At 70.6% G+C, this 22,364-nt stretch carries 20 protein-coding genes; 14 read left to right on the top strand and 6 right to left on the bottom strand.

Annotated features, from left to right (window positions below):
• The first annotated feature begins 8 nt into the window (after window positions 1-8).
• From nuoH to AB0G10_RS37570, 8 genes are all read left to right on the top strand, one after another.
• Complete coding sequence (gene nuoH / locus AB0G10_RS37605; protein ID WP_360933480.1) at window positions 9-1,364, top strand: NADH-quinone oxidoreductase subunit NuoH; 1,356 nt, start codon at window positions 9-11, stop codon at window positions 1,362-1,364.
• Between the two features lies 1 nt (window position 1,365).
• Window positions 1,366-1,938 (top strand): NADH-quinone oxidoreductase subunit NuoI, encoded by a 573-nt coding sequence (gene nuoI / locus AB0G10_RS37600; protein WP_360933226.1) that lies wholly within the window; start codon window positions 1,366-1,368, stop codon window positions 1,936-1,938.
• Window positions 1,938-2,681, top strand: a complete 744-nt coding sequence (locus AB0G10_RS37595) for an NADH-quinone oxidoreductase subunit J (protein WP_360933223.1) — start codon at window positions 1,938-1,940, stop codon at window positions 2,679-2,681. Before nuoI ends, AB0G10_RS37595 begins: the two co-directional genes overlap by 1 nt.
• Entirely contained in the window at window positions 2,678-2,977 is a 300-nt protein-coding gene (nuoK, locus tag AB0G10_RS37590; protein WP_360933220.1) for an NADH-quinone oxidoreductase subunit NuoK, read from the top strand. Before AB0G10_RS37595 ends, nuoK begins: the two co-directional genes overlap by 4 nt.
• Before the next feature lie 11 nt (window positions 2,978-2,988).
• The gene (nuoL, locus tag AB0G10_RS37585; protein WP_360933217.1) at window positions 2,989-4,917 is read left to right on the top strand and encodes an NADH-quinone oxidoreductase subunit L; all 1,929 of its coding nucleotides are present in this window, start codon (window positions 2,989-2,991) and stop codon (window positions 4,915-4,917) included.
• On the top strand, window positions 4,914-6,452 hold the full coding sequence (locus tag AB0G10_RS37580; protein WP_360933214.1) for an NADH-quinone oxidoreductase subunit M: 1,539 nt from the start codon (window positions 4,914-4,916) through the stop codon (window positions 6,450-6,452). Before nuoL ends, AB0G10_RS37580 begins: the two co-directional genes overlap by 4 nt.
• 3 nt (window positions 6,453-6,455) lie before the next feature.
• A complete protein-coding gene (gene nuoN, locus AB0G10_RS37575; RefSeq protein WP_360933211.1) occupies window positions 6,456-7,988 on the top strand; it encodes an NADH-quinone oxidoreductase subunit NuoN in 1,533 nt (510 codons plus the stop codon).
• Between the two features lie 272 nt (window positions 7,989-8,260).
• Entirely contained in the window at window positions 8,261-9,220 is a 960-nt protein-coding gene (locus tag AB0G10_RS37570; protein ID WP_360933477.1) for a polyprenyl synthetase family protein, read from the top strand.
• A 9-nt stretch (window positions 9,221-9,229) separates the two neighbouring features.
• Here the strand turns inward: AB0G10_RS37570 and AB0G10_RS37565 are convergent, their stop codons facing one another.
• Window positions 9,230-10,399: an MFS transporter gene (locus tag AB0G10_RS37565; RefSeq protein ID WP_360933474.1), complete on the bottom strand. Its 1,170-nt coding sequence runs from the start codon at window positions 10,397-10,399 to the stop codon at window positions 9,230-9,232.
• Between the two features lie 168 nt (window positions 10,400-10,567).
• On the opposite strand from AB0G10_RS37565, the gene AB0G10_RS37560 reads away from it, so the two are divergent.
• Both AB0G10_RS37560 and AB0G10_RS37555 read left to right on the top strand, forming a co-directional pair.
• The gene (locus tag AB0G10_RS37560; RefSeq protein WP_360429555.1) at window positions 10,568-11,362 is read left to right on the top strand and encodes an IclR family transcriptional regulator C-terminal domain-containing protein; all 795 of its coding nucleotides are present in this window, start codon (window positions 10,568-10,570) and stop codon (window positions 11,360-11,362) included.
• 116 nt (window positions 11,363-11,478) lie between these two features.
• Window positions 11,479-12,180 (top strand): zf-HC2 domain-containing protein, encoded by a 702-nt coding sequence (locus AB0G10_RS37555; RefSeq protein WP_360933208.1) that lies wholly within the window; start codon window positions 11,479-11,481, stop codon window positions 12,178-12,180.
• Window positions 12,181-12,309: 129 nt separating this feature from the next.
• Here the strand turns inward: AB0G10_RS37555 and rarD are convergent, their stop codons facing one another.
• The 3 genes from rarD to AB0G10_RS37540 all read right to left on the bottom strand — a co-directional run bounded on the left by rarD (window position 12,310) and on the right by AB0G10_RS37540 (window position 15,636).
• The gene (rarD, locus tag AB0G10_RS37550; protein WP_360933205.1) at window positions 12,310-13,260 is read right to left on the bottom strand and encodes an EamA family transporter RarD; all 951 of its coding nucleotides are present in this window, start codon (window positions 13,258-13,260) and stop codon (window positions 12,310-12,312) included.
• Between the two features lie 144 nt (window positions 13,261-13,404).
• A complete protein-coding gene (locus AB0G10_RS37545; protein ID WP_360849211.1) occupies window positions 13,405-13,785 on the bottom strand; it encodes a phage holin family protein in 381 nt (126 codons plus the stop codon).
• A gap of 81 nt (window positions 13,786-13,866) precedes the next feature.
• The gene (locus AB0G10_RS37540; RefSeq protein WP_360933202.1) at window positions 13,867-15,636 is read right to left on the bottom strand and encodes a hypothetical protein; all 1,770 of its coding nucleotides are present in this window, start codon (window positions 15,634-15,636) and stop codon (window positions 13,867-13,869) included.
• A 169-nt stretch (window positions 15,637-15,805) separates the two neighbouring features.
• Between AB0G10_RS37540 and AB0G10_RS37535 the strand changes: the two genes are divergently transcribed.
• The 4 genes from AB0G10_RS37535 to AB0G10_RS37520 all read left to right on the top strand — a co-directional run bounded on the left by AB0G10_RS37535 (window position 15,806) and on the right by AB0G10_RS37520 (window position 20,792).
• A complete protein-coding gene (locus tag AB0G10_RS37535; RefSeq protein WP_360933199.1) occupies window positions 15,806-16,123 on the top strand; it encodes a WXG100 family type VII secretion target in 318 nt (105 codons plus the stop codon).
• Complete coding sequence (locus AB0G10_RS37530) at window positions 16,120-16,416, top strand: WXG100 family type VII secretion target (RefSeq protein WP_360933197.1); 297 nt, start codon at window positions 16,120-16,122, stop codon at window positions 16,414-16,416. The genes AB0G10_RS37535 and AB0G10_RS37530 overlap by 4 nt, the downstream gene beginning before the upstream one ends.
• A gap of 249 nt (window positions 16,417-16,665) precedes the next feature.
• On the top strand, window positions 16,666-20,430 hold the full coding sequence (locus AB0G10_RS37525) for an SseB family protein (RefSeq protein WP_360933194.1): 3,765 nt from the start codon (window positions 16,666-16,668) through the stop codon (window positions 20,428-20,430).
• Window positions 20,427-20,792: a hypothetical protein gene (locus AB0G10_RS37520; RefSeq protein ID WP_360933193.1), complete on the top strand. Its 366-nt coding sequence runs from the start codon at window positions 20,427-20,429 to the stop codon at window positions 20,790-20,792. The genes AB0G10_RS37525 and AB0G10_RS37520 overlap by 4 nt, the downstream gene beginning before the upstream one ends.
• A 178-nt stretch (window positions 20,793-20,970) precedes the next feature.
• Here AB0G10_RS37520 and AB0G10_RS37515 read toward each other — a convergent pair whose 3' ends face one another.
• The gene (locus tag AB0G10_RS37515; RefSeq protein WP_360933471.1) at window positions 20,971-21,885 is read right to left on the bottom strand and encodes an alpha/beta hydrolase; all 915 of its coding nucleotides are present in this window, start codon (window positions 21,883-21,885) and stop codon (window positions 20,971-20,973) included.
• A gap of 45 nt (window positions 21,886-21,930) precedes the next feature.
• Window positions 21,931-22,326 (bottom strand): hypothetical protein, encoded by a 396-nt coding sequence (locus AB0G10_RS37510; RefSeq protein ID WP_360933190.1) that lies wholly within the window; start codon window positions 22,324-22,326, stop codon window positions 21,931-21,933.
• Window positions 22,327-22,364 lie beyond the last annotated feature (38 nt).

The following is a 22,364-nucleotide window of genomic DNA, read 5'->3' as shown; positions in this document are numbered from 1 at the left end:
ACGCGATTCTGGCGGCGCACGCCGTCGATCCCACCCTCGAGACGTTCGAGAACGACATCTGGTGGATCACGCTGATCAAGCTGTTCGGCGTCTTCGTGCTCCTCCTGCTGCTGACGCTGTTCACGATCAACTACGAGCGCAAGGTCGTGGCCCGGATGGCGGTCCGGCCCGGCCCCAACCAGGTCGGCCCGAAGGGGTGGCTGCAGAGCCTCACCGACGGCCTGAAGCTGCCGTTCAAGGAAGAGATCATCCCGAAGACCGCCGACAAGGTGGTCTACTTCATCGCCCCGGTGATCTCGGCGACCACGGCCTTCACCGCGTTCTCGGTGATCCCGTTCGGCGGGGTCGTGAACATGTTCGGCCAGCAGACGGCGCTGCAGCTCACCGACGTGCCGGTCTCGGTGCTGGTGCTGCTCGCCTGCTCCTCGATGAGCGTGTACGGCGTGGTGCTCGCGGGCTGGGCGTCCGGCTCGACCTACCCGCTGCTCGGCGGTCTCCGGTCCAGCGCGCAGATGATCTCGTACGAGGTCGCGATGGGCCTCTCCATCGTGGCGGTGTTCATGACCGCCGGCACGATGAGCACCTCGCAGATCGTCGCGGCCCAGGCCTCCGGCGAGCCGGTGAACATCTTCGGCGCCGACCTGACCGCCCCCGGCTGGTACGCCCTCCAGCTGCTCCCGAGCTTCGTGATCTACATGATCGCGGCGGTCGGCGAGACCAACCGGGCCCCGTTCGACCTCCCCGAGGCGGAGTCCGAGCTGGTCGGCGGCTTCCACACGGAGTACTCGTCGTTCAAGTTCGCGCTCTTCTTCCTCGCCGAGTACATCAACATGATCACCGTCTCGGCCTTCTGCACGACGCTGTTCCTCGGAGGCTGGCGGGCGCCCGCGCCGATCACCACGGTCTGGGAGGGCGCCAACTCCGGCTACTGGCCCCTGCTCTGGTTCTTCGGCAAGGTGCTGATCCTGCTCTTCGGCTTCATCTGGCTGCGGGCCACGCTGCCGCGGCTCCGCTACGACCAGTTCATGCGCTTCGGCTGGAAGGTCCTCATCCCGGTCAACCTGGTGTGGATCCTCGCGCTGGCGTACTTCAAGGTCGCCCGCAGCGGTGAGCTCTCCAGCGAGGTCCGGTGGATCTCCACCGGCGCCATCGCGCTCGTCGTGCTGCTGGTCGCCTGGGGCTGGCCGGCGCCGAAGAAGCCGAAGCCGGTCCCGATCGAGGAGCAACTGGCCGCCCGCCCGCCGGGCAGCTTCCCGGTCCCCCCGATGGACCTCCAGGTGCCGCCGAGCCCCCGCGCCCGCCGAGCCGTGGCCGAGCGTGCCCCGGCCACCGTCGGCGGCGACTCCGAGACGAAGGAGGTGTGACGTGGCCACACTGACCGGCTCCTTCAAGGGATTCGGTGTGACCTTCGCGCACATGTTCCGCAAGGTGATCACGACCGACTACCCGTTCTCGCCGCCGAAGCCGGCGCCCCGGTACCACGGCCGGCACATCCTCAACCGTCACCCGGACGGCCTGGAGAAGTGCATCGGCTGTGAGCTCTGCGCCTGGGCCTGCCCGGCCGACGCGATCTACGTCGAGGGCGGCGACAACACCGACGAGCAGCGCTTCTCGCCCGGCGAGCGGTACGCGAAGATCTACCAGATCAACTACGCCCGGTGCATCTTCTGCGGGCTGTGCATCGAGGCCTGCCCGACCCGGTCGCTCACCATGAGCAACGAGTACGAGCTGGCCCGGGACAACCGCCAGGACCTGATCTTCACGAAGAAGGAGCTCCTGGCGCCGCTGCTGCCCGGCATGGAGCAGCCGCCGCACCCGATGCGGCTCGGCGAGACCGACAAGGACTACTACGTCGGCGCGCTCACCAACCCCGGCACGTCGGTCGGCGCCGAGAAGGCGCCGTGGTCGGCGGACGAGGACGAGAAGGAGGCCGTGTGATGGACGCGGTCTCCACCGGCGAGCAGTTCGCCTTCTGGATCCTCGGCACGATCGCGGTGATCGGGGCGCTCGGCATGGTGCTGGCCCGCAATGCGGTGCACTCCGCGCTCTGGCTCGTCGTGACGATGCTCTGCCTGGGCTTCCTCTACGTGGTCAACGCGGCGCCGTTCCTCGGCATGGTGCAGATCATCGTCTACACCGGCGCGATCATGATGCTGTTCCTGTTCGTGCTCATGCTGGTGGGCCGGGACGCGTCGGACTCGCTGATCGAGACGCTGCGCGGGCAGCGGGTCGCCGCGATCCTTCTCGGCGTCGGCTTCGCCGCGCTGATCGCCACCGGCCTGGCCCGCTCGATCGGCGACATCGACGTGGTCGGCCTGACCGAGGCGAACCAGAACGGCAACGTCCAGGGCCTCGCCGCGCTGCTCTTCACCAACTACGTCTTCGCGTTCGAGGTCACCTCGGCGCTGCTCATCACGGCAGCGGTCGGCGCCATGGTGCTGGCTCACGTGGAGCGGGCGAAGGAGGAGAAGCTCGACCAGGTCACCCGGATGAAGGAGCGCTTCCGCCCGGGCAACTACCCCGGCCCGAAGCCCGGTCCCGGCATCTACGCGAACACCATGTCGGTGGCCGCGCCGGCCCGGCTCCCGGACGGCAACGGCGCCGAGCGGAGCATCTCGCCGATCCTCCCGGTCCGCGAGCTGACCGACTCGGAGGTCGCACCGAAGGGAACCGAGAAGTGACTCCCGACTACTACCTGGTGCTGTCGGTCATCCTCTTCACCATCGGTGCGGTCGGGGTGCTGATCAGGCGTAACGCGATCGTCCTGTTCATGTGCATCGAGCTGATGCTGAACGCGGCGAACCTCGCGCTGATCACCTTCAGCCGGATCAACGGTGGCCTGGACGGCCAGATCATCTCGTTCTTCGTGATGGTCGTCGCGGCGGCCGAGGTCGTGGTCGGCCTCGCCATCATCATGTCGATCTTCCGCACGCGACGCTCGGCGAGCGTCGACGACGCGAACCTCCTCAAGTACTGAAGGGCCTTCACATGGAACGAACTGTGGAGTTCGCCCCAGCGACGGGAGTGCTGAGCAGCATCTGGCTGCTCGTCGCGATCCCGCTCGCCAGTGCGGCCATCCTGTTGCTGCTCGGCAGGCGGGCCGACAAGTGGGGTCATTGGCTCGGCGTCCTGTCGGTCGCCGCTTCGTTCGTACTCGGTCTGGTCTTCTTCTTCGAACTCGGCGGTCTCGACGGGGACCGGCGATCGGCCGAGCTCAACCTCTGGGACTTCATCGTGGTCGGCGGCCTGCACGTCGACTTCGGCCTGCTCTTCGACCCGCTCTCCGGCGTCTTCGTCCTGTTGATCACGGGGGTCGGTTCGCTGATCCACCTGTACGCGGTCGGATACATGGAGCACGACCCGGGCCGGCGGAAGTTCTTCGCCTACTTCAACCTCTTCGTCTCGGCGATGTTGCTGCTGGTCCTGGGCAACAACTACGTGATGCTCTACTTCGGCTGGGAGGGCGTCGGCCTGGCGTCCTACCTGCTGATCTCCTTCTGGTACACCCGCCCCTCGGCCGCGACGGCCGGCAAGAAGGCGTTCCTGATGAACCGGGTCGGCGACGCCGGCCTCGCGATCGCCATCTTCATGATGTTCGCCTACCTGGGCACCACGAACTACGCCGAGGTCTTCAACGGCGTCGGCTCGCTCGCCGCCGGAACCGTCCTGGTGATGGGCATCCTGCTGCTGCTCGGTGCGGCCGGCAAGTCCGGTCAGTTCCCGCTGCAGGCCTGGTTGCCGGACGCCATGGAGGGCCCGACCCCGGTCTCCGCGCTCATCCACGCGGCGACCATGGTCACCGCCGGCGTCTACCTGATCGCCCGGTCCAACCCGGTCTTCTCGGCGAACACCACGCTGCAGTTGATCGTGGTGAGCGTCGGCGCGCTCACCCTGCTGATGGGCTGCATCATCGGCGCGGCGAAGGACGACATCAAGCGTGTCCTGGCCTGGTCGACGGTCTCGCAGATCGGCTACATGTTCCTCGGCGTGGGGCTCGGCGGCGCGGCGTACGCGCTCGCCATCGTGCACCTGCTGGCGCACGGCTTCTTCAAGGCGAACATGTTCCTGGGGGCCGGCTCGGTCATGCACGGGATGCACGACCAGGTCGACATCAGGCGGTTCGGCGCCCTGTCGAAGCACATGAGGATCACCTGGATCACGTTCGCCACCGGCTGGCTCGCGATCATCGGCATCCCGCCGCTCTCCGGCTTCTTCTCCAAGGAGCCGATCATCGCGGCCGCCTTCGAGCGGGACGTGACCTGGGAGTCCTGGGTGTTCGGCATGGCCGCGCTGATCGGCGCCGGGCTCACCGCGTTCTACATGACCCGGCTCTTCGTGCTGACGTTCCACGGCCCGGCCCGCTGGACCGACGACATCAAGCACCCGCACGAGTCGCCGCCGATCATGACGATTCCGCTGATCCTGCTGGCGGTGGGATCGGTCGCGGCCGGCTGGCTGATGAGCACCAGCGTGCCGGACTGGCTCACCCCGGTCTTCGGCGAGGAGCAGGCGGAGGCGCACGGCGTGCTCTCGCACACCGTCATCACCATCCTGTCGCTGCTCGTCACGGTGCTCGGCGCGGGCCTGGCCTGGGCGCTGTTCCGGAAGGGGACGGCGACCGAGCCGCAGCCCGCGGGCGTGCTGGTCACGGCCGCGCGGCGCAACCTCTACACCGACGCGTTCAACGAGGCGGTGTTCGAGCGGCCCGGCATCTACCTCACCCGGGCCCTGGTCTACCTCGACAACAAGGGCATCGACGGCGTCGTGAACGGCCTGGCGGCCGGGATCGGCGGGGGCTCCGCGCGCCTGCGGCGGCTTCAGACCGGATTCGTACGGTCCTACGCGCTCTCGATGCTCACCGGCGCGATGCTGGTCGTCGGCGCCTTCATCGCGATCCAGCTGGGGTGGTTGGCGTGACGGACTTTCCTTACCTGAGCGTTCTCACCTTGCTCCCGCTCGTCGGGGCCGCGGTGGTGGCGTTCATCCCGAGGGCCAAGGCCGAACTGGCCAAGATGATCGCCCTGGTCTGGTCGCTGATCGTTCTCGGACTCAGCATCGTGATGTGGGCCGCCTTCACCATCGACGGCGAGCGGTTCCAGTTCCGCGAGTCGTACGCGTGGATCCCGTCCTGGGACGCCCGTTTCACCTTCGCGGCCGACGGCATCGCGCTCGTCATGCTGATGCTGATCGCCGTCCTGTTCCCGGTCGTCATCCTGGCGTCCTGGCACGACGTCGACCAGAGCCGGCGGTCCGCCCCGGCGTACTTCGCCCTTCTGCTCACCTTCGAGTGCACGATGATCGGCGTGTTCGCCGCGGCGGACATCTTCCTCTTCTACGTGTTCTTCGAGGTCATGCTGATTCCGATGTACTTCATCATCGGGTCCTTCGGCTCCGGCCAGAAGCAGTACGCGGCGGTGAAGTTCTTCCTCTACAGCCTGGTCGGCGGCCTCTTCATGCTGGCCTCGGTGATCGGCCTCTGGGTCGTCGCGGGTCACACCTTCGACTTCACGAAGCTGGTCGAGGCGACCGGCTCGGTGGAGACGGAGACGGCGCGGTGGCTGTTCCTCGGCTTCTTCGTGGCGTTCGCGATCAAGGCGCCGTTCTTCCCGTTCCACACCTGGCTGCCGGACTCCGGTGGCGCCGCCCCGGCCGGCGCGGCCGCGCTGCTCGTCGGCGTGATGGACAAGGTCGGCACGTTCGGCATCCTGCGGTACTGCCTCTCGCTCTTCCCGGAGGCGTCCCGCTGGTTCGCGCCGGCCGCGATGGTCCTCGCCGTGATCGGCATCGTGTACGCGTCTCTGCTCGCGGTCGGCCAGAACGACCTGAAGCGGCTGGTCTCGTACACGTCGATCGCGCACTTCGGCTTCATCGGCATCGGGATCTTCGCGTTCACCACGCAGGCCGGCACCGGCGCGGTGCTCTACATGGTCAACCACGGCCTCGCGACCGGCCTGCTCTTCATCGTGGTCGGGATGTTCGTGGCCCGGCGCGGCTCGGCCCTGGTCAGCGACTTCGGCGGCGCCGGCAAGCTGGTCCCGGTGCTGGCCGGCGTGCTCTTCTTCGCCGGCCTCGCCTCGCTGGCGCTGCCCGGCACCGCGCCGTTCGTCAGCGAGTTCCTGGTGCTGATCGGCACGTTCAGCACCCACAAGGGATTCGCCGTGGTGGCGACCCTCGGCATCATCCTGGCCGCGGCGTACGTGCTATGGATGATTCAGCGGACCACGCAGGGCACGCTCAACCCGGCGCTGGAGGAGGTCCCGGCCATGCGCAAGGACCTCAGCCTGCGCGAGAAGTTCGTGGTCGCCCCGCTGATCCTGCTCATCGTGGTGCTCGGCTTCTACCCGAAACCGGTCACCGATGTGATCAACCCGGCGGTGCAGGCGACCCTGCAGGACGTCGGCACCACCGACCCGGCCCCGGCAGTGGTCGCGGATGGAAAGGCAGGCGGCTGAGCCATGGGAGAACTGCAACTGCCCGCGATCGACTACGGCGCGCTGCTGCCCATGTTGATCCTCTTCGGAGCGGCGTGCGCCGGCGTGCTGGTCGAGGTCCTCGTACCCCGGAAGGCGCGCAACGGGGTCCAGCTCTCGCTGTCCCTGCTCGCCGTGGTCGCGGCGCTGGTGGCCGTGGTGCTCCAGCGGGACACCCGGGTCACCACGATCGGCGGCGCCGTGGCGATCGACGGCCCGTCGCTCTTCCTCCAGGGCGCGATCCTGGTGCTCGGCGCGGTCTCGCTGCTGCTGATCGGTGAGCGGTCGATCGAGAAGGGCGGCGCGTTCGTGTCGCAGGCCGCGATCACCGTCGGCTCCGACAAGGACCTGCGGCAGGCCGGCGGCGCTCCCGGCGCCACCGAGGTCTACCCGCTCACCTCGTTCGCGCTCGGCGGCATGATGCTCTTCGTCGCGGCGAACGACCTGCTCACCATGTTCGTGGCGCTCGAGGTCTTCTCGCTGCCGCTCTACCTGCTCTGCGCGCTGGCCCGCCGCCGGCGTCTGCTCAGCCAGGAGGCGGCGCTGAAGTACTTCCTGCTCGGCTCGTACGCCTCGGCCTTCTTCCTGTTCGGCGTGGCCTTCATCTACGGCTTCGCCGGCGGGATCCAGCTCGAGACCGTGCAGGCCGCGGTGGCGAACCCGCAGCGCAGCCAGGTGCTGCTCTACGCCGGCTTCGGACTGATCGCGATCGGTCTGCTCTTCAAGGCGGCGCTCGCCCCGTTCCACGTCTGGACGCCGGACGTCTACCAGGGCGCCCCGACGCCGGTCACCGCGTTCATGGCGGCCGTCACCAAGGTCGCGGCGTTCGGCGCGCTGCTGCGCATCCTGTACGTCGCGTTCGCCGGCGTGCAGTGGGACTTCCAGCCGGTCCTCGGCGCGATCGCGGTACTGACCATGTTCGTCGGCGCGATCCTGGCCGTCACCCAGACCGACCTGAAGCGCCTGCTGGCCTACTCGTCGATCGCGAACGCCGGATACCTGCTGGTGGGCGTGCTCGCGATGAACGAGGAGGGCCTCTCCAGCACGCTCTTCTACCTGGTCGCGTACGGGTTCTCGGTGCTCGCGGCCTTCGCGATCATCAGCCTGGTGCGGGACGCCGACGGCGAGGCCACCCACCTGTCCCGGTGGGCCGGCATCGGCCGGAAGAGCCCGCTGCTCGCCGCCACGTTCACGTTCATCCTGCTGGCCTTCGCCGGCATCCCGCTGACCAGCGGCTTCATGAGCAAGTTCGCGGTCTTCGGGGCGGCGATCGAGGGCGGGCAGACCTGGCTCGTCATCTTCGGCGTCATCTCCAGCATGCTGCTGGCGTTCCCGTACCTGCGGGTCGTCGTGCTCATGTGGCTGTCCGAGCCGGGGGAGACGACGCCTGCCGTCTCCATCCCGGGCTTCCTCACCGCCACGGCGCTGGGGCTCGGTGTGATCGCCACGGTGGCGCTGGGCGTGGTCCCGGCGCCGCTGCTGGATCTGACCGAGCAGGCGGGCCAGTTCGTCCGCTGACCGGTTTCAGTCAGAGGGGCCCCGGCGACGTGCCGGGGCCTCTTTGTCATTCCGATGTCAATCGATTCGCCTGGATCGCGACCGGGTGGCCGGCGGGCGTGCGGGGGTGGCCGGGAGATGCCGCTTCCACCCGTACAAATGCTGTCGGATTTTGGATCTTGTCGCACGCCACCCTGGGACTGATTCCGTCGGACCGGTATGGCATCGTGAGATGCGTGGTGAGCACCGGTGATATGACGCTGTCGTCGCTGGGCCTCGACGTCGATCCCGCGATGGACGCGTCGGTGTCGGCGACGCTGGTCGCCGTGGAGGAAGCGCTGCGTGGCCATGTCGCCAGCGCCGACCCGCTGGTGGCCGAGGCCGCGCGCCATCTCGCCGACGCCGGGGGCAAGCGGTTCCGGCCGCTGCTGGTGGCGCTCGGGGCGCAGTTCGGCGACCCCTCGTCGCCGCAGATCGTGGACGCCGCCAACGTGGTCGAGCTGACCCACCTGGCGACGCTCTACCACGACGACGTCATGGACGAGGCCGCCGTGCGCCGGGGCGCGCCGAGCGCGAACGCGCGCTGGGGCAACTCGGTGGCGATCCTCGTCGGCGACTACCTCTTCGCCCAGGCCGCCGACCTGGCGGCCCAGCTCGGCGTGGAGGCGGTGCACCTGCAGGCGCAGACGTTCGCGCGGCTCGTGCACGGCCAGATCGCCGAGACCGTCGGGCCGCGCGACCGCGACCCGATCGAGCACTACCTGCACGTCATCTCGGAGAAGACCGGGTCGCTGATCGCCACGGCGGCGCGGTTCGGCGGTCTCTTCTCCGGAGCGCCGGCCGAGCATGTCGAGGCGCTCGCGCAATACGGCGAGACCATCGGCATCGCCTTCCAGCTCTCCGACGACCTGCTCGACATCGCCTCCGAGTCGGTGCAGTCGGGCAAGACGCCCGGCACCGACCTGCGCGAGGGCGTGCCGACGCTGCCGGTGCTCTACGCGCTGGCCGGCGACGACACCGACGCCTCCGCGGTCCGGCTGCGCGAGCTGCTCTCGGCCGGCCCGATCACCGACGACGCGCTGCACGCCGAGGCGCTCACGCTGCTGCGCGAGTCGGCCGCGATGAAGCAGGCGCGCGAGACGGTGCGGACCTACGCCGAGGAGGCGCGGGCGCGGCTGGCGCCGCTCCCGGCCGGCGAGCCGAAGAGGGCCATGGAAGCCCTCTGCGACGTCATCGCCGACCGGACGAACTGAGCCGGGCCCTCACGCGGTCGTGTGCTGCCGCAGCAGACGGCTTCCCAGCAGCATGAGGGCGGCCGCGCTCAGCATCGCTGCCGCTCCGGCCGTCCACATCGCCGGGTAACCGGCGTAGTGGGCCACCGCGCCCAGGCCCAGCGGTCCGACGCAGCCGCCCGCGTAGACGCCGGTCTGGGTGATCGAGGTGGCGGCGGCCGGGGCCTGCGGGTGCAGCCGGACCACCGCGAAGTTCATCAGGCCGGGCCAGGCCCAGCCGAAACCGAAGCCCAGCACGATCCCGGTGACCAGCGCCACCGGTCCCGGCACGGCGAGCAGGGCGAGGCCGCCGGCGCCGGTCGCGAGCAGGGCCGCGATCACGCCGACCTGGCGGTCCGGGTTCCGGTCGGCCTGCCAGCCGCCGGCGATCCGGGAGATCGCGCAGACCGCGCCGCCGAGGGTGAGCGCGAGGCCCGCCGGGCCGGGTTCGATGCCCCGGTCCACGGCCGAGGCCACCACGAAGGTGCCGAGGGCGTTCGCCGAGCCGGCCGCCAGGGTCGCGGCCACGCCGATGACGACGAGCGCCGAGGTGGCCTGCCCGGTCTCGGCCGTGCGCCGCCGGTGCCCGGAGTCGTGGGGGACCAGCGGGATGGCGGCCGCGGCGGCCAGCGCGGCAGCGACGAACGCCCACCGCCAGCCGACGGTCAATGCCACCACCGGCACGGCCGCGCCGGCCAGCAGCGTGCTGACCGGGATGGCGGCCTGCTTGATGCCGAACGTCAGCCCCTGCCGCCGGGCCGGCACGTGCCGGGACAGGCTGGTGTTGCTTGCCAGCTGGCCCATGGCGTTCGCGGCGGCGCCGAGGGCGAGGATCGCCACGAGCGTCCACAGTGAGCGAGCGAGGCCCGCGACGGCGATCAGCGAGAGGGCGGCGAGGGCGATGCCGGCCCGGGCGATCCGGGTGGATCCGTACCGTTCGACCAGAGCGCCGGCCGGGACCGAGGCGAGCGCGCTCGCTCCGAAGTAGGCGGAGACGGCGAGACCGAGGCCCGCCGGCGAGAAATGAAGCTCGTCGCCGACCTGAACGGCGAGGCCTCCCACCAGGAAGACGGGTATCGAAACAGCGATCGTCGTGGTAAGTGCACCGGCCGTGGCCCGCCCCGCATTCACGCTGGTTAAACCGGTTCCGTTCGGTTCGATCTTCGCCTTTCGCACTCGACGCAGACTAAGCCAGCGACCGCGCGTCCGGCTGCGGACAGTCCTATTGATCACACCCGCTGTGCAAATCGATCGTGATCCACATGGTTTTGGCATTCCGTCGACGAACGTTTCTTCATATGGTGTAAGTCCCTGGCCTCGGAGGTAGCTGTGCGTGACCCCCTAGCGGAGCCGTCAGATCTCATCCGGAGCGTGTCGCGTGCCCTGCGCGTGCTGGAGTCGGTCGGTCGTGCCCCGCGTGGACTCACCGTCAAGCAGATCGCCCGGCGATGCGAGCTGACCGTCGCGACGACCTATCACCTCGTGCGAACCCTGGCCTACGAGGGCTACGTGATCCGTCGGGAGGACGGGACGTACATCGTGGGACTGGAGATCGCCGATCGGTACCGCGAGCTGGTCTCCGCGTTCCGGGGCCCGCCCGCCGTCGGAGAGGCGCTGCGCCGGGCCGCGCTGGACACCGGGTACAGCCACTACCTCGGCCGCTTCGTCGGCGGACGGATCGCCGTGACCGCGTCGGCCGAGGGCGCGCGGTCGCCGTTCCTCGACGACATCGCGCCCGGCTTCGACGAGGGCGGCCACGCCACCGCGCTCGGCAAGGCGCTGCTCGCCACGCTGACGCCGGACCAGCGCTCGCGCTATCTGCGGGACTACGGCATGCGCGGCTTCACGCCGGCGACGCTGACCACCCCGGAGGCGCTCGAGGCCGATCTGGCGGCTGGCGAACGACGCGGCATGCAGATTGAAATGGGACAGTTCCGTCAAGGTCTGGCCTCCGCCGCCGTGGTCGTCGTCGCCGATCGGGACATGGAACGGCGGCTCGTGCTGGCCTGCTCGATGCCCGCCGCCGAGATGCTGACCTCGGCACGAGTGGTCCGGGCGAAGCTGACCGCGGCGGCCCGCAACGTCGCCGAAGCCCTGTCCGGAGGCGAGTCCGCGACCGCCTGACTCTCCGCATCGAGGCCGCCACGGCCTGACCGGCGACTCTAAGGAATCGTTGAACCTTCCTGCTGCATACCGCGTACCAGAGACCGGACGGACGATCCGGCTGGAGGCGGTGCGAGATGCGATGCGAGGACGGGCACGATGACGCCGCCTATGTCCTCGGCGCGCTGTCGCCGGCGGAGCGGGCCGCGTACGAACGTCATCTGGCGACGTGCTCGTTCTGCCGGGAAGCGGTCGCCGACCTCGCGGCGGTACCGGACATGCTCGACCGCCTGGACGCCGACGAGTTCGCGAAACTGCTCGACCCGACACTCACCGGGCCGCCGCCCCGGGTCGCCTTCAACCCGGCGATCTCGTCGTCCCCGCCCCGGCCCTCGCGACGCCGGAACTTCTCGATCCGCCTCGCCAGCACGGCGGCTGCCTTCGTACTCGTGCTGTTGATCGGTGGTGGGGTCGCGGCCTGGACCCTCGGCCAGGAGGCGCCCGGGACGCCGCCACCGGGCCCGGCCGTCGCGATGAAGCCGGTCGAGGACGTCTCCCCGATCACCGCGACGGTCCGGCTCACCAGCACCGCGGGCGGTACGAAGGTCGAGATGAACTGCGCCTACAGCGAGTCGGCGGACCAGGCCTACACGTTCCGGCTGATCGCCTACGGCCCGGACGAGGAGAAGGAGCAGCTCGGCTCCTGGCTGGCCCAGCCCGGCACCGAGTTCCGGATGCCCGGCGCCACGCATTTCGGCGAGGGCAGCCTCTCCCGGCTGGAGATAGTCCGCTTCGACGGCAAGGCGATGCTGACTTACGAGCCGCCCGGATTCGACTAGCTCCCCCCGACCTTGCTCCCCCTGCCCCGATCTTGCTCCCCCCTGCCGCGATCTTGTGAAATCCCGCAGCGACGGGCCTGCACGATTCCACAAGATCGCGGTGAAAGAGACTCCTTCCGCGATCAGCGATCAGCGGGAGGGTAGGGCGGCGGTGGCCGGCCCGGCGGTGGCGGCCGCCGCGCCGGCCGCCGCACGTTCCCGGGCCAGCGACCGGGCGTTCCGGATGCCGTCCACCGTGAAGACGATCAGCGCGATCCAGACCAGCCCGAAGCCGGCGATCCGGGCCGGCGGCATCGGCTCGTGGTAGATCAGGATTCCGCAGGCGAGCTGCAGGATCGGCGCGACGTACTGGAGGATGCCGAGGCCGACGAGCGGCACCCGGTTCGCCGCGCCCGCGAAGAGCAGCAGCGGCACCGCGGTCGCGATCCCGGAGAGCAGCATGAGGGCCGTGTGCGTGCCGGAGACGTGCCCGAACTCGGCGCCACCGGCGAGGTTGAGCCAGGTCAGGTATCCGAGGGCGGGCAGTGCCAGGACACCCGACTCGACGAACAGGCCCTCGGCCGGCGGCAGCGACATGCGCTTCTTGATCAGGCCGTAGCAGCCGAACGAGGCCGCCAGGGTCAGTGCGACGTACGGCAGGTGGCCGTAGTCGACGGTGAGGATGCCGACCGCCAGCGCGCCGAGGCCGACCGCCACCCACTGCCACACCCGGACCCGCTCGCGGAGCACGGTGACGCCGAGCAGGATGCTGACCAGCGGTGTGATGAAGTAGCCGAGCGCGGTCTCGACGACCCGGGACGAGTTCACCGCCGCGATGTAGGTGCCCCAGTTGATGCCGATCAGCACCGCGGCCAGGGTGATCCCGCCGAGCAGCCGGGGCGTGCGCAGCAGCCGGCCGAGGAACGACCAGTTGCGGACCACGGTGAGCAGCAGCGCCACGAAGAGCACCGACCAGACGATCCGGTGCGCGAGGATCTCCAGGGGCGGGGACGGCTGCAACATCTTGAAATAGATGGGGAAGAAACCCCAGAGCGTGTACGCCGTCAGGCCGTACAGATATCCACGCCGCTCGTCGCTCATAGCCCTCACCGTAAGGTCGGCCAAGGGGAGCGGTCCTTGCTTTTATGGGCCAGGCCACAAGGCCAATTCCGGGTGGCTGGCCTGCTCCGAGTGTCGAAGGGCGCCCGAATGGGCGCCCTTCGTCAACGTCTCGGTTCGGGCGTCCTAGTCGTCGCCGTCTGGGACGAGCATGTTGAGCACCCAGCTCACGACGCCGACCAGCAGCGCGCCGAGCAGCGCGGCCGGCCAGAAGCCGTCGACGTGGAAGCCGAGCCCCAGCTCGCCGGCGATCCAGCTGGTGAGCATGAAGAGAAGGCCGTTCACGACGAGCGCGATCAGGCCGAGCGTGAGGACGTAGAGACCGCAACCGAGGACCTTGATGATCGGCCGCAGAATCGCGTTGACCACACCGAAGATCACCGCGACGGCGATCAGCGTGCCGGCCTTACCGGCCGTGGTGTCGGAGGTCAGGTCGATTCCGTCGATCACCAGGGTCGCGATCCACAGCGAGACGGCCGTGATCAACAGCCTGATGAGGATGCCCATGGCAGGGGATCGTGCCACGCCGGTGCCAGGGTTGGGAGCGACACCCCGCGATCTTCATCCAGGCGCGATCAAGGAATGCGGTCAAATTGAGATTTGTCGCTTATTTTGCTGTAGGGCCATGTGGCGCGCGGGGTTTCCGATCAGGACTTTCTCGACGGAGGTCGGTGTCAGCACGGCCCAGCGGATCGCCCGACCGGTGACGACGGCGATCATGTCGGACGGCATTTCGGTCAGTGCCCTGGCGGTCTCTTCGGATTTGAGGGCCGGGCCGAGCGTCGCGGCCTCGACCGGGCCGAGGGTCTGCAGGAGGAGAAGGTCGGCGGCGCCGGCCGAGGCCGCATCGGCCTGGTCGAGAACGGTCAGCGTGCTGGTCCACGGATCGGTCACGTCCGCCGCTCTGTCCGCGGCCTTCCCCGATCTGTCCGCGGACTTCGCCGATCCGCCTGCGGCCTCCCCGGATTCGTCCCGGACCAGCAGGGTGGGCCGCAGCGGCGATCCGGGTGGGACGTCCCGGAAGCCCGGCGGGTGCAGGGTGAGTTCCTCGTCGCCGGCGCCGTGCCGCATCGTCGCCCAGGCGGCCGGGCGATCCGTGCTGACCAGCACCCGCACCCCAACGCCGAGGGCCCGGAAGGCGATCAGCTGGGCGCACCGGGCGCTGCCGACCAGGACCACCCGGCACGGGCCGTCCCGGAACGGGCGGATCAGCACGGCTCGTCCGCGAGGACTGTGCCCGAGCGGCAGGCCGTGGTCGATCGGGGGCAGGGTGAGCTCCGCGGCGAACGTCGCCGGCGCAGTCCGGCCGGCGCCCGTCCGGCCGAGCGCCGGGGAGAGGCCGTGCGCCGGGGAGAGGCCGTGCGCCGAGGAGAGAGCCGAGGAGGGCTGAGCCCGCCCGGAGAACGCCGGGGAAGCCGGCCGGGGGATGCCGAGGGGCAGTGTCGCGGCCAGCGCCGGCAGCTGCTCGCCGTCGCACCGGTCGGCGGTGATCCGCTCACTCGCCAGCAGGCGGCGCAGGGCCAGGACCGTCGGTTCACTGGCCGGCCGGCCTCGTCTCCGGCCCTGCTCCGGACCCGGATCGGCCGGCACTGTCAGCCGGACCAGCATCGTGACCGGGTCGAGGGTGAGGGCGATCGTCGTCACGGTGGCGGGCAGGTGCAGCAACCGGTGGAGCAGGCGTGCGGAGACCGCGGCGCCGGGCTGCGGGCGGCACCGGAACGTCACCGTGGTCAGGCCGCCGGCGGTCACCCCACTCCACGACTCGTGCAGAACGTCATCGTGGTCGAGGTGGGCGAGGTCGGCGGTCACGCGTACGGTCGCTGTCTCCTCCAACGGCCCGGCGGCATGATCACGCAGGTCTCGCCGCAGCGTGCGGGTCGCGGCCGCGAGGTGGCGACGCAGATCGTCCTCGGACACGGCCCTCTCGCGCAGCGGCCGGATCGCCAGCACCGCGCGGAAGTGCACGAGCGGGACGTCGCGGTCTTCGGAACTCGGCGGCGCAGGCACCCCGGTCAGCACGAGTTGCAGGTGAACGGGCTGATCGACACGCAGCAGATCCGCTGGAGGCAGCGTGTGCAGATCGAGGAGCGTGAACGGGCCCGGGTCGTCGAGCATCGCGGCGACGGTGAGGCCGGCGAGTCTGGTGGTGCGCCGGCGGAGGGTGAAACCGGTCAGGGTGGCGAGCCACTCGTAGGCCCATCGATCGCGGACCCGGACCCAGGTGATCGCCAGCAAGCCGGCGGCCGCGCAGGCGGCGATCATTCCGCCGCCTGCGGCGCCGAGCAACATCAGTGCGGCGGCGGCTTGGGTCGCCACGAGCTGATTCAGATGTACGCCGAAAGGCAGTCCACTGCGCACAAGCGGATGGTAGGTCGCGCCCGGCTTTGTCCACAGGTGTTGTCCACAGGCCGCAATTCGCGAACCCGGCACCGGCCGGAATGTCGCTAGCGTCGGGCCGGCGATTGACACCTAGTGATCTGCGTCAATGCCGTGCGACAGTCCACAAGTGAGAAAGGGGTAATCGGACATGACCGGAACGCAGGCCGAAATGGCGATCATGGCGCGTACCGCGGCGCGGTTCGAGCAGGTGAACGACGGGCTTCAGGGCACCCTGCAGAGGTTGATGTCCGAGCTGTCGGTGCTGCAGGAGGCCTGGCGCGGGCAGGGTGCCCTGGCGTTCGAGCGGGTCAAGACGGAATACGCGGCCGATCTGCGCCGCCTCGGCGAGGCGCTGACCGAGACCGCCGCCGCGATCCGGGCCACGGGCGAGGGCTACCGGGCCGCCGACGCCGGCGCCGCCGCCCGGGTCGGCCGGGCCGGCTCCGCGGCCGTGCCGCCGTCATGAGCTACGACGGCGTGCTCCGGGTCAGCTTCGGGGCGCTGATGCAGGCCGGGGCCGACATCGACCGCGCGCTCGCGGCCCTGCGGAGCCAGCTCGACCAGCTCGAGCGGGATGCCGGGCCGCTCGTCGCCACCTGGTCCGGCGAGGCCCGTGAGGCCTACGAGCAGCGGCAGGCCCGGTGGCGTGCCGCCTCCGAGGATCTTCAAGGTCATCTGCGCCGGATCAGGCTCGCGCTGGAGGACTCGGCCATCGATTACGCCGAGACCGAGCGGGCCGCGACCGAGCGGTTCCGATGACCGTTTCGTCCGGTGCTGAAGGGTCGCCCGTTCGCGTTATGGACCTGGCCACTTGCGCAGCTACCATCGGTGGTTGGATGATCGCGCCCGGCGATCAATAGTGGCTTGCGAGGTCCGCCGGATCTCGTGCCGGGAACGCTGCGAATACGTGTCCAGCAGTCAGCCTGCCGCCGCCCATTGTGATTGCGGCCTGACCTTGTAGGTTATACGCGTTGAGTTGGCCCGTTCGCAGCGTGGGGAGAGGTGGACGTGTCCGAGTGGGAACCGGCTACGGACGCCGAGGTCGCGATGCGCGATGCGTTGCGCACCGACGACCAGGAGTCCTACTTCCGCATTCTCGCCGGTGTCGACCTCCTGTTACCGGTCTCCGCCGACGCGCTCGCGGGTCTGGCGCCACTGGGCTGGGGGACGTGGAGCACCGGTGGGCGTACTCATGTGCTCGCCTTCACCTCCCAGGCCGCGCTGAAGTCCTGCCTCGCTGACTACAGCGGCTCGGCGCGCCGCGTGCCCTACGCCGAGCTCGCCAACACCTGGCCGAACCTCGAGTGGTGGCTCGCCGTCAACCCCGGCCTGCCCATCGAGGGATACCTCCCCGCCTGGTTCGTGGCCCAGCTCGCCCGCGGCGACCTGCGCCTGCCGACGCGCGGCCCGGGCCGCGAGGCCCAGGGCAGCACCTCGAAGATCCAGGAACTCGGCGCGGCGGCGCTCGCGGCCAGCCGGGGTGCCGACGCCGGCACCCCGTCGCCGGCGCCGGTGGGCGCTGGTGCGCAGTTGCCGGGTGCCGGTGCTTCCGGGCCTCAGATTCCTGCCGGTGTCGGTGGTCAGGCCGCCGGTGCCGCCGGTGTTGGTGGCCAGGCTGGTGCTGGTGCTGGTGCTGGTGCTTCGGGCGCTGGGTCTCCGCTCGCGCCGGCTGTGGCGCCTATCCCGCCGTTCGGCTCGCCGTCCGGGCCGGGTGGGTTGTCGACCGGGCCGGGTGGGTTGTCGACCGGGCCGGGTGGGTTGTCGACCGGGCCGGGTGGGTTGCCGGTCCGCACCCCTGGGACCACCGCGCCGGGTGGGCTGCCGGTCCGCACGCCCGGGACGACCGCGCCGGGCGGTGCCGCTCCGGGTAGCGCGGCCGCCGCGGCGTTCGCTCCGCCTGCCTCCGCTCCGCCTGCCCCTCCCGCTTCCGCTCCGCCCGCCTCCGCTCCTCCTGCGCCGCCTGTGCCTTCCGCGCCGCCTGTGCCTTCCGCGCCGCCCGTGCCTTCCGCGCCGCCCGTGCCCTCTGCTCCGGCCGCGCCGGCTTCGACGCCCGCAGGCCTGCCGCTCCGCACTCCCGGGACGGCCGCTCCGGGCGGAAACCCGGCCGGTTACCAGCCGCCCGCCGGCTACCAGACTCCCGCCGCTCCGGGCGCCTACCAGGTTCCGGCCGTGCCCGGCGCCTATCAGACTCCCGCCGTGCCGGCGGCCTACCAGCACCCGTCGCCCGCTTCGCCGGCCTCGGCCATCCCGCATGCGCCGCAGTCACCGTCCGGTCCGTCCGGTTCGCAGCTGCCCACGCGTACGGCGGGTCCCGCGATCGGTGGTCCCACTCCGGGCGCCGGCCTCGCCACGCCGGGCTGGGACAAGCCGGCCATGCCGTTCAACGCCGAGGAAGACCCGCGCGGGCCACTTCAGGACCCGAAGGCGCCGCTGCCCGTCCGGACGCCGATGGCCAACACGCCTCCGGTACCCGAACACGTAGCGCCCTACGACCCCACCGAGACCCCGTTCGCCCCGAGCTGGTCCGGTCAGCGCCCACCCGGCGCCCCGGCCTCCGCCGCCCCGATCTCCGCAACCCCGGCTTCCGCCGTTCCCGCTCCCGGTGCTCCCGGTCTGGGCGGTCTGGCTTCGGGTGCTCCTGGCCTGGGCGGTCCGGCTTCGGGTGCGCCCGGCCTGGGCGGTCCGGCTTCGGGTGCTCCCGGCTTCGGCGGTCCGGCTTCGGGTGCTCCGATGTCGGCTGCTCCGGCTGCCGGCTCGGGTGCCGGTTCCGCTCTGCCTCGTCGTCAGCCGGGGCAGACCGCGGCGGGTGCCGGTCAGGGCGGTGCCGCAGCCGCGTTCACCAGCTTCCCGGGCTTCGCGCCGGCCGGTTCAGCGCCGGCCGCCCCCGCCGTGCCCGCTGCTCCGTCCGCGCCGCCCGCTGCTCCGTCCGTGCCCGCTGCTTCGGCCGTGCCCGCTGCTTCGGCCGCGCCGGCCTTCCCAGCTGCGCCGCCGGCGCCCGCCTTCCCACAGGGCCCGGCCTCTCCGCAGGCAGCCGCCGCACAGGCTTCCGGCGCGCCGGGTTCGCCCTACGGCCCCGGCCAAGGCGCCAGTCCCAGCAACGGCTTCGGCAGTGGCCCCGGCGCAGGCAACGGTCCGGGGATGGCGAGCGGACCCGACTCCGGGATCAATCCTCTTCCCCGGCGTCAGGTGACCCCGCCGTCGGAGCGGCCCGCCTCGATGGCGGCCGCCGCTCAGGCGCTCGAAGCGAACCGTCAGCCATCCGAGCAGGCCGGCGCCGACCGATTCGGGCCGTCGGGTCCGCCGCCCTCGATCCAGCCACCGGCCGCTCAGGCACCGGCGGTCCAGGCACCGGCTCAGGCTCCCCAGGCCCAAGGCCAGGCTCAGGGTCCAGCTCAGGCCCAAGGCCAGGAGCAGCGTCAGGGCCAAGCTCAGCCTCAGGGCCAAGCTCAGCCACAAGGCCAAGCTCAGGCTCCGGCCGCCTCCACCAGCCCGGCTCTCGCGCCTCCGGTCATCCCGGGCCCGCCGAACGCCCGGCAGGGGCTCTCCTCCGGCTACGGGCAGGCCGCCTACGCCACCCCGACCCCGGCGCCCTACTCGGCGCCGCCGGCTCCGCAGATTCCGGGCATGCCGCCACAGGGCAGCCCCGCCTCGGCGTACGCGGCTCCCGCCTACAGCGGAAACGCCTACACGACGCAGGTCATCCCGGTGACGCCGGCGGCCTACGGGAACAGCAACCCGGCCGCGTCGAATCTCGGGATCACCGGCTCGGCGACCGGTGGGCAGACGCCGCAGGACAACCCGGACGCCGTCGAGTTCGTGCCGGCCAACGACGTCGAGCGGGATCTTCAGGATGCGGCCGACGCGGGCAACACCGACGTCTTCCTCTCCACGCTGCTGCTGGCGAACGTCCTGGTGCCGGTCGCGAGCCACTCCCGCCCGGGCAGCGCCCCGGGGGAGTCGGGTTTCGCGTTCCTGCCCGAGGACGTCGACGGCGAGCGGTTCCTCATCGTCTTCACCAGCAAGGACCGGCTCTCCGACCACTTCGGTGAGCCGACCCGTACGGTCGGGGTCCGCTTCTACGAGCTGATCCGCAACTGGCCCGACCCGGCCTGGTCGTTCGCGGTCAACCCGGGTACGCCGGTGGGCGCGAAGTACCCGGGCGCCCAGATCATCCAGCTGGCGAACTGGGCCACCGAGGCGGGTCTCGGCGCCGAGCCGATCGAGGGCCCGGTCGCCGACGAGGCGGTCAGCCCGGTGCCGGCGCCGGAACCGGCGAGCGACGAGGCGCAGTCCGCCACCGTCATGCAGAAGACGATCTCGGCCGAGCAGGTCGACTACTACCTGGACCGCGGCTACGACCGGGTGGCCGGTTTCGTGCACCGGGCGTCCGAGGTGGAGCACCTGCGTACCCCGGGGGAGCTCTTCGGCGCGCTCGGCCTCTACTACGAGGCCTCGCCGTTCCAGCCGGACGCCAAGGAGGCGTTCGTGCTGCGCTGGCCGGCTTACCGGCCGAGCCTGTACCGGATTCCGTACGGCGGGCAGAACGAGCAGGCTCTGCGGGCCATGGACGGCTGGGTGATCGAGCGCCCGCCGTTCCGCGGCAACGGGTTCGCGCCCGGCGAGGGCCGGGACGTCATCGCCGAGTTCAAGGTGGACAGTGTCCGGCTGCCGCACGGCGCGCAGCTGTGGCGGATCGACGCGGACGGCAACGAGCGGATGCTGGCGATCTTCGACGCGGACGCTCCGCTGTGGCGCCGGGTGGGTGAGCAGTGATGCGTGACGGTTACGTGGTGACCTGGCAGGGCCGGGAGTTCGACGCGGCGCCCGACGGGGACAGGGTGCGCATCTACGCCACCGCCCCGCAGGACGGCTTCGAGGAGATCAAGCCGGGGCGCTTCGTCCGGGTGCTGGAGCCTGACGAGTACGAGGAGATCGCGTACGTCCGGACCCTCTGCACCTGGCGCGGCGAGCCGTTCATCGTGCTGGCCGAGGCGGAAAACTGGCTGCGCCTGGAATACACCGGCGGCCGCGCCCCGGTGGCCCGCCGCCTGGGTCTCGAGGAGTTCGACTACGGCGTCTACCAGGGCTGGGCCCCGGCCAACGAGGTCCGGGACCGCTACGAACACCGCATGTGACCATGCACGTGCTCAGTTTTCGGTAAGGGCGTAGTCAGGTAACCCGTGCGAAACGCCTGCCGTTGAGGAGGCACCTGGTTTTCCGACGCCGCGGGGTGTGCGGTGGCGGGAAAGCAGCTGCCTCCTCAACGGCGTGAAAAGGCGTTTCGCCCAGCGGAGCGAAGCGGAGCCAGAAGGCTCAGCTCGGCGTTTTGAGCCAGCGGAGGATTTCGCCGGTCACCACGTCGGGTGCCTCCCGGTGCAGGAAGTGGCCGGTCTCCGGGATGAGGCGCCATTCGTACGGGGCTGTCACGTACCGCCCGGAACCCTGCGCCGTCCGCGGCAGCACGGCGGTGTCGAGGGCGCCGTGCAGTTGCAGGGTCGGCACGCTCGACGGGCGTTGCATCAGCTTCACGAAACGGTATCCCTGCAGCCTGAGCGCGCTTCGCGCGACCCAGCGATATGCCTCCAGGGCGCAGAAGGCGGCCTGCGGGATCTGCATGGCCTGGCGGCAACGGTACGAGTAATCGCCGAATTCGTCGGTCGTCGCGAACTTCGGGCTGCTCCACTTGGTCATGAGCTCACCGACCAGGGCGGCGTCGTCGCGGGTCAGGACGTGCTCGAAGCGGGGCACCTGGAAGCGCAGGATGGCCGACGACGCGTTGAGCTGGCCTCGCGGGTCGGCGAACAGGGCCGCCCGCAGCCGCAGCGGGTGTGCCGCGCCGAGGACCACGAGACGGTTCACCAGTTTCGGGTGGAAGGAGGCGGCCGCCCAGCCGACCATGCCGCCCGCGCCGGCGCCGACCACCGTCGCCGAGCGCTCACCGAGGGCGCGGATCAGTCCGGTGACGTCGGCCGCCATCGTGTAGCCGTCGTACCCCCGGGGTGGTTTGTCGCTGGCACCGTAACCACGCAGGTCGATGGCGGCAGCGCGGAAGCCCGCGTCGGCGACCCGGATCATGATGTCGCTCCAAGCCCACCAGAACTCGGGGAAGCCGTGCAGGAAGAGCACGAGCGGGCCGGTGCCGACCTCGGCGACGTGGAAACGGCTGCCGTTGGCGCCGACGAAGCGATGGCTCCACGGCCCCTCCGCCAGTACGAACGACTCGTCCATCATGTGGTCAGCCTATGCGCCGCTGTCACGGGCGCCGGAGCAGACTCACTTGATCGGCTCGGCGGCGGTCATCGCCATGAGGTGGCCGGGCCCGCAGTAGATCCGGATCAGCGTGGTCTCCAGCTGTACCTTCATCCGGGCGCCCTGCGGGAGGTCGAGACCGTCGGCGTTGTAGAGGGCGTACTTCGTACCGTCGTCGGCGGTGAAGCCGTAGCACGGACCTTGACCACCGCGGGTGACCGAACCGGTCACCCAACCCGTCACGGGCGGCTTGTCGCCGGGCTCGCGGGGGATCTCGGACGGCTCGGCGCCGGGCGTGGTGGGCGGGGCGAACGAGGGGGAGAAGCCGGGGGAGTTCGGCGTGTCCGCCGTGGTCCCACATCCGGAAGAGAGCAAACCGGCGAGGAGGGCGGCAGCCGTGGCGACGATGAGCCTGCGCATCCCCCTGAGACGGTCCGCGGCGGCGAGCGGTTCCCGGG

This window comes from Actinoplanes sp. NPDC023714, from assembly GCF_040639855.1.
Taxonomy (GTDB): Bacteria; Actinomycetota; Actinomycetes; order Mycobacteriales; family Micromonosporaceae; genus Actinoplanes.
Note: the sequence above shows the minus strand (reverse complement) of the source record. Positions and strands in the feature narration are given on the sequence as shown.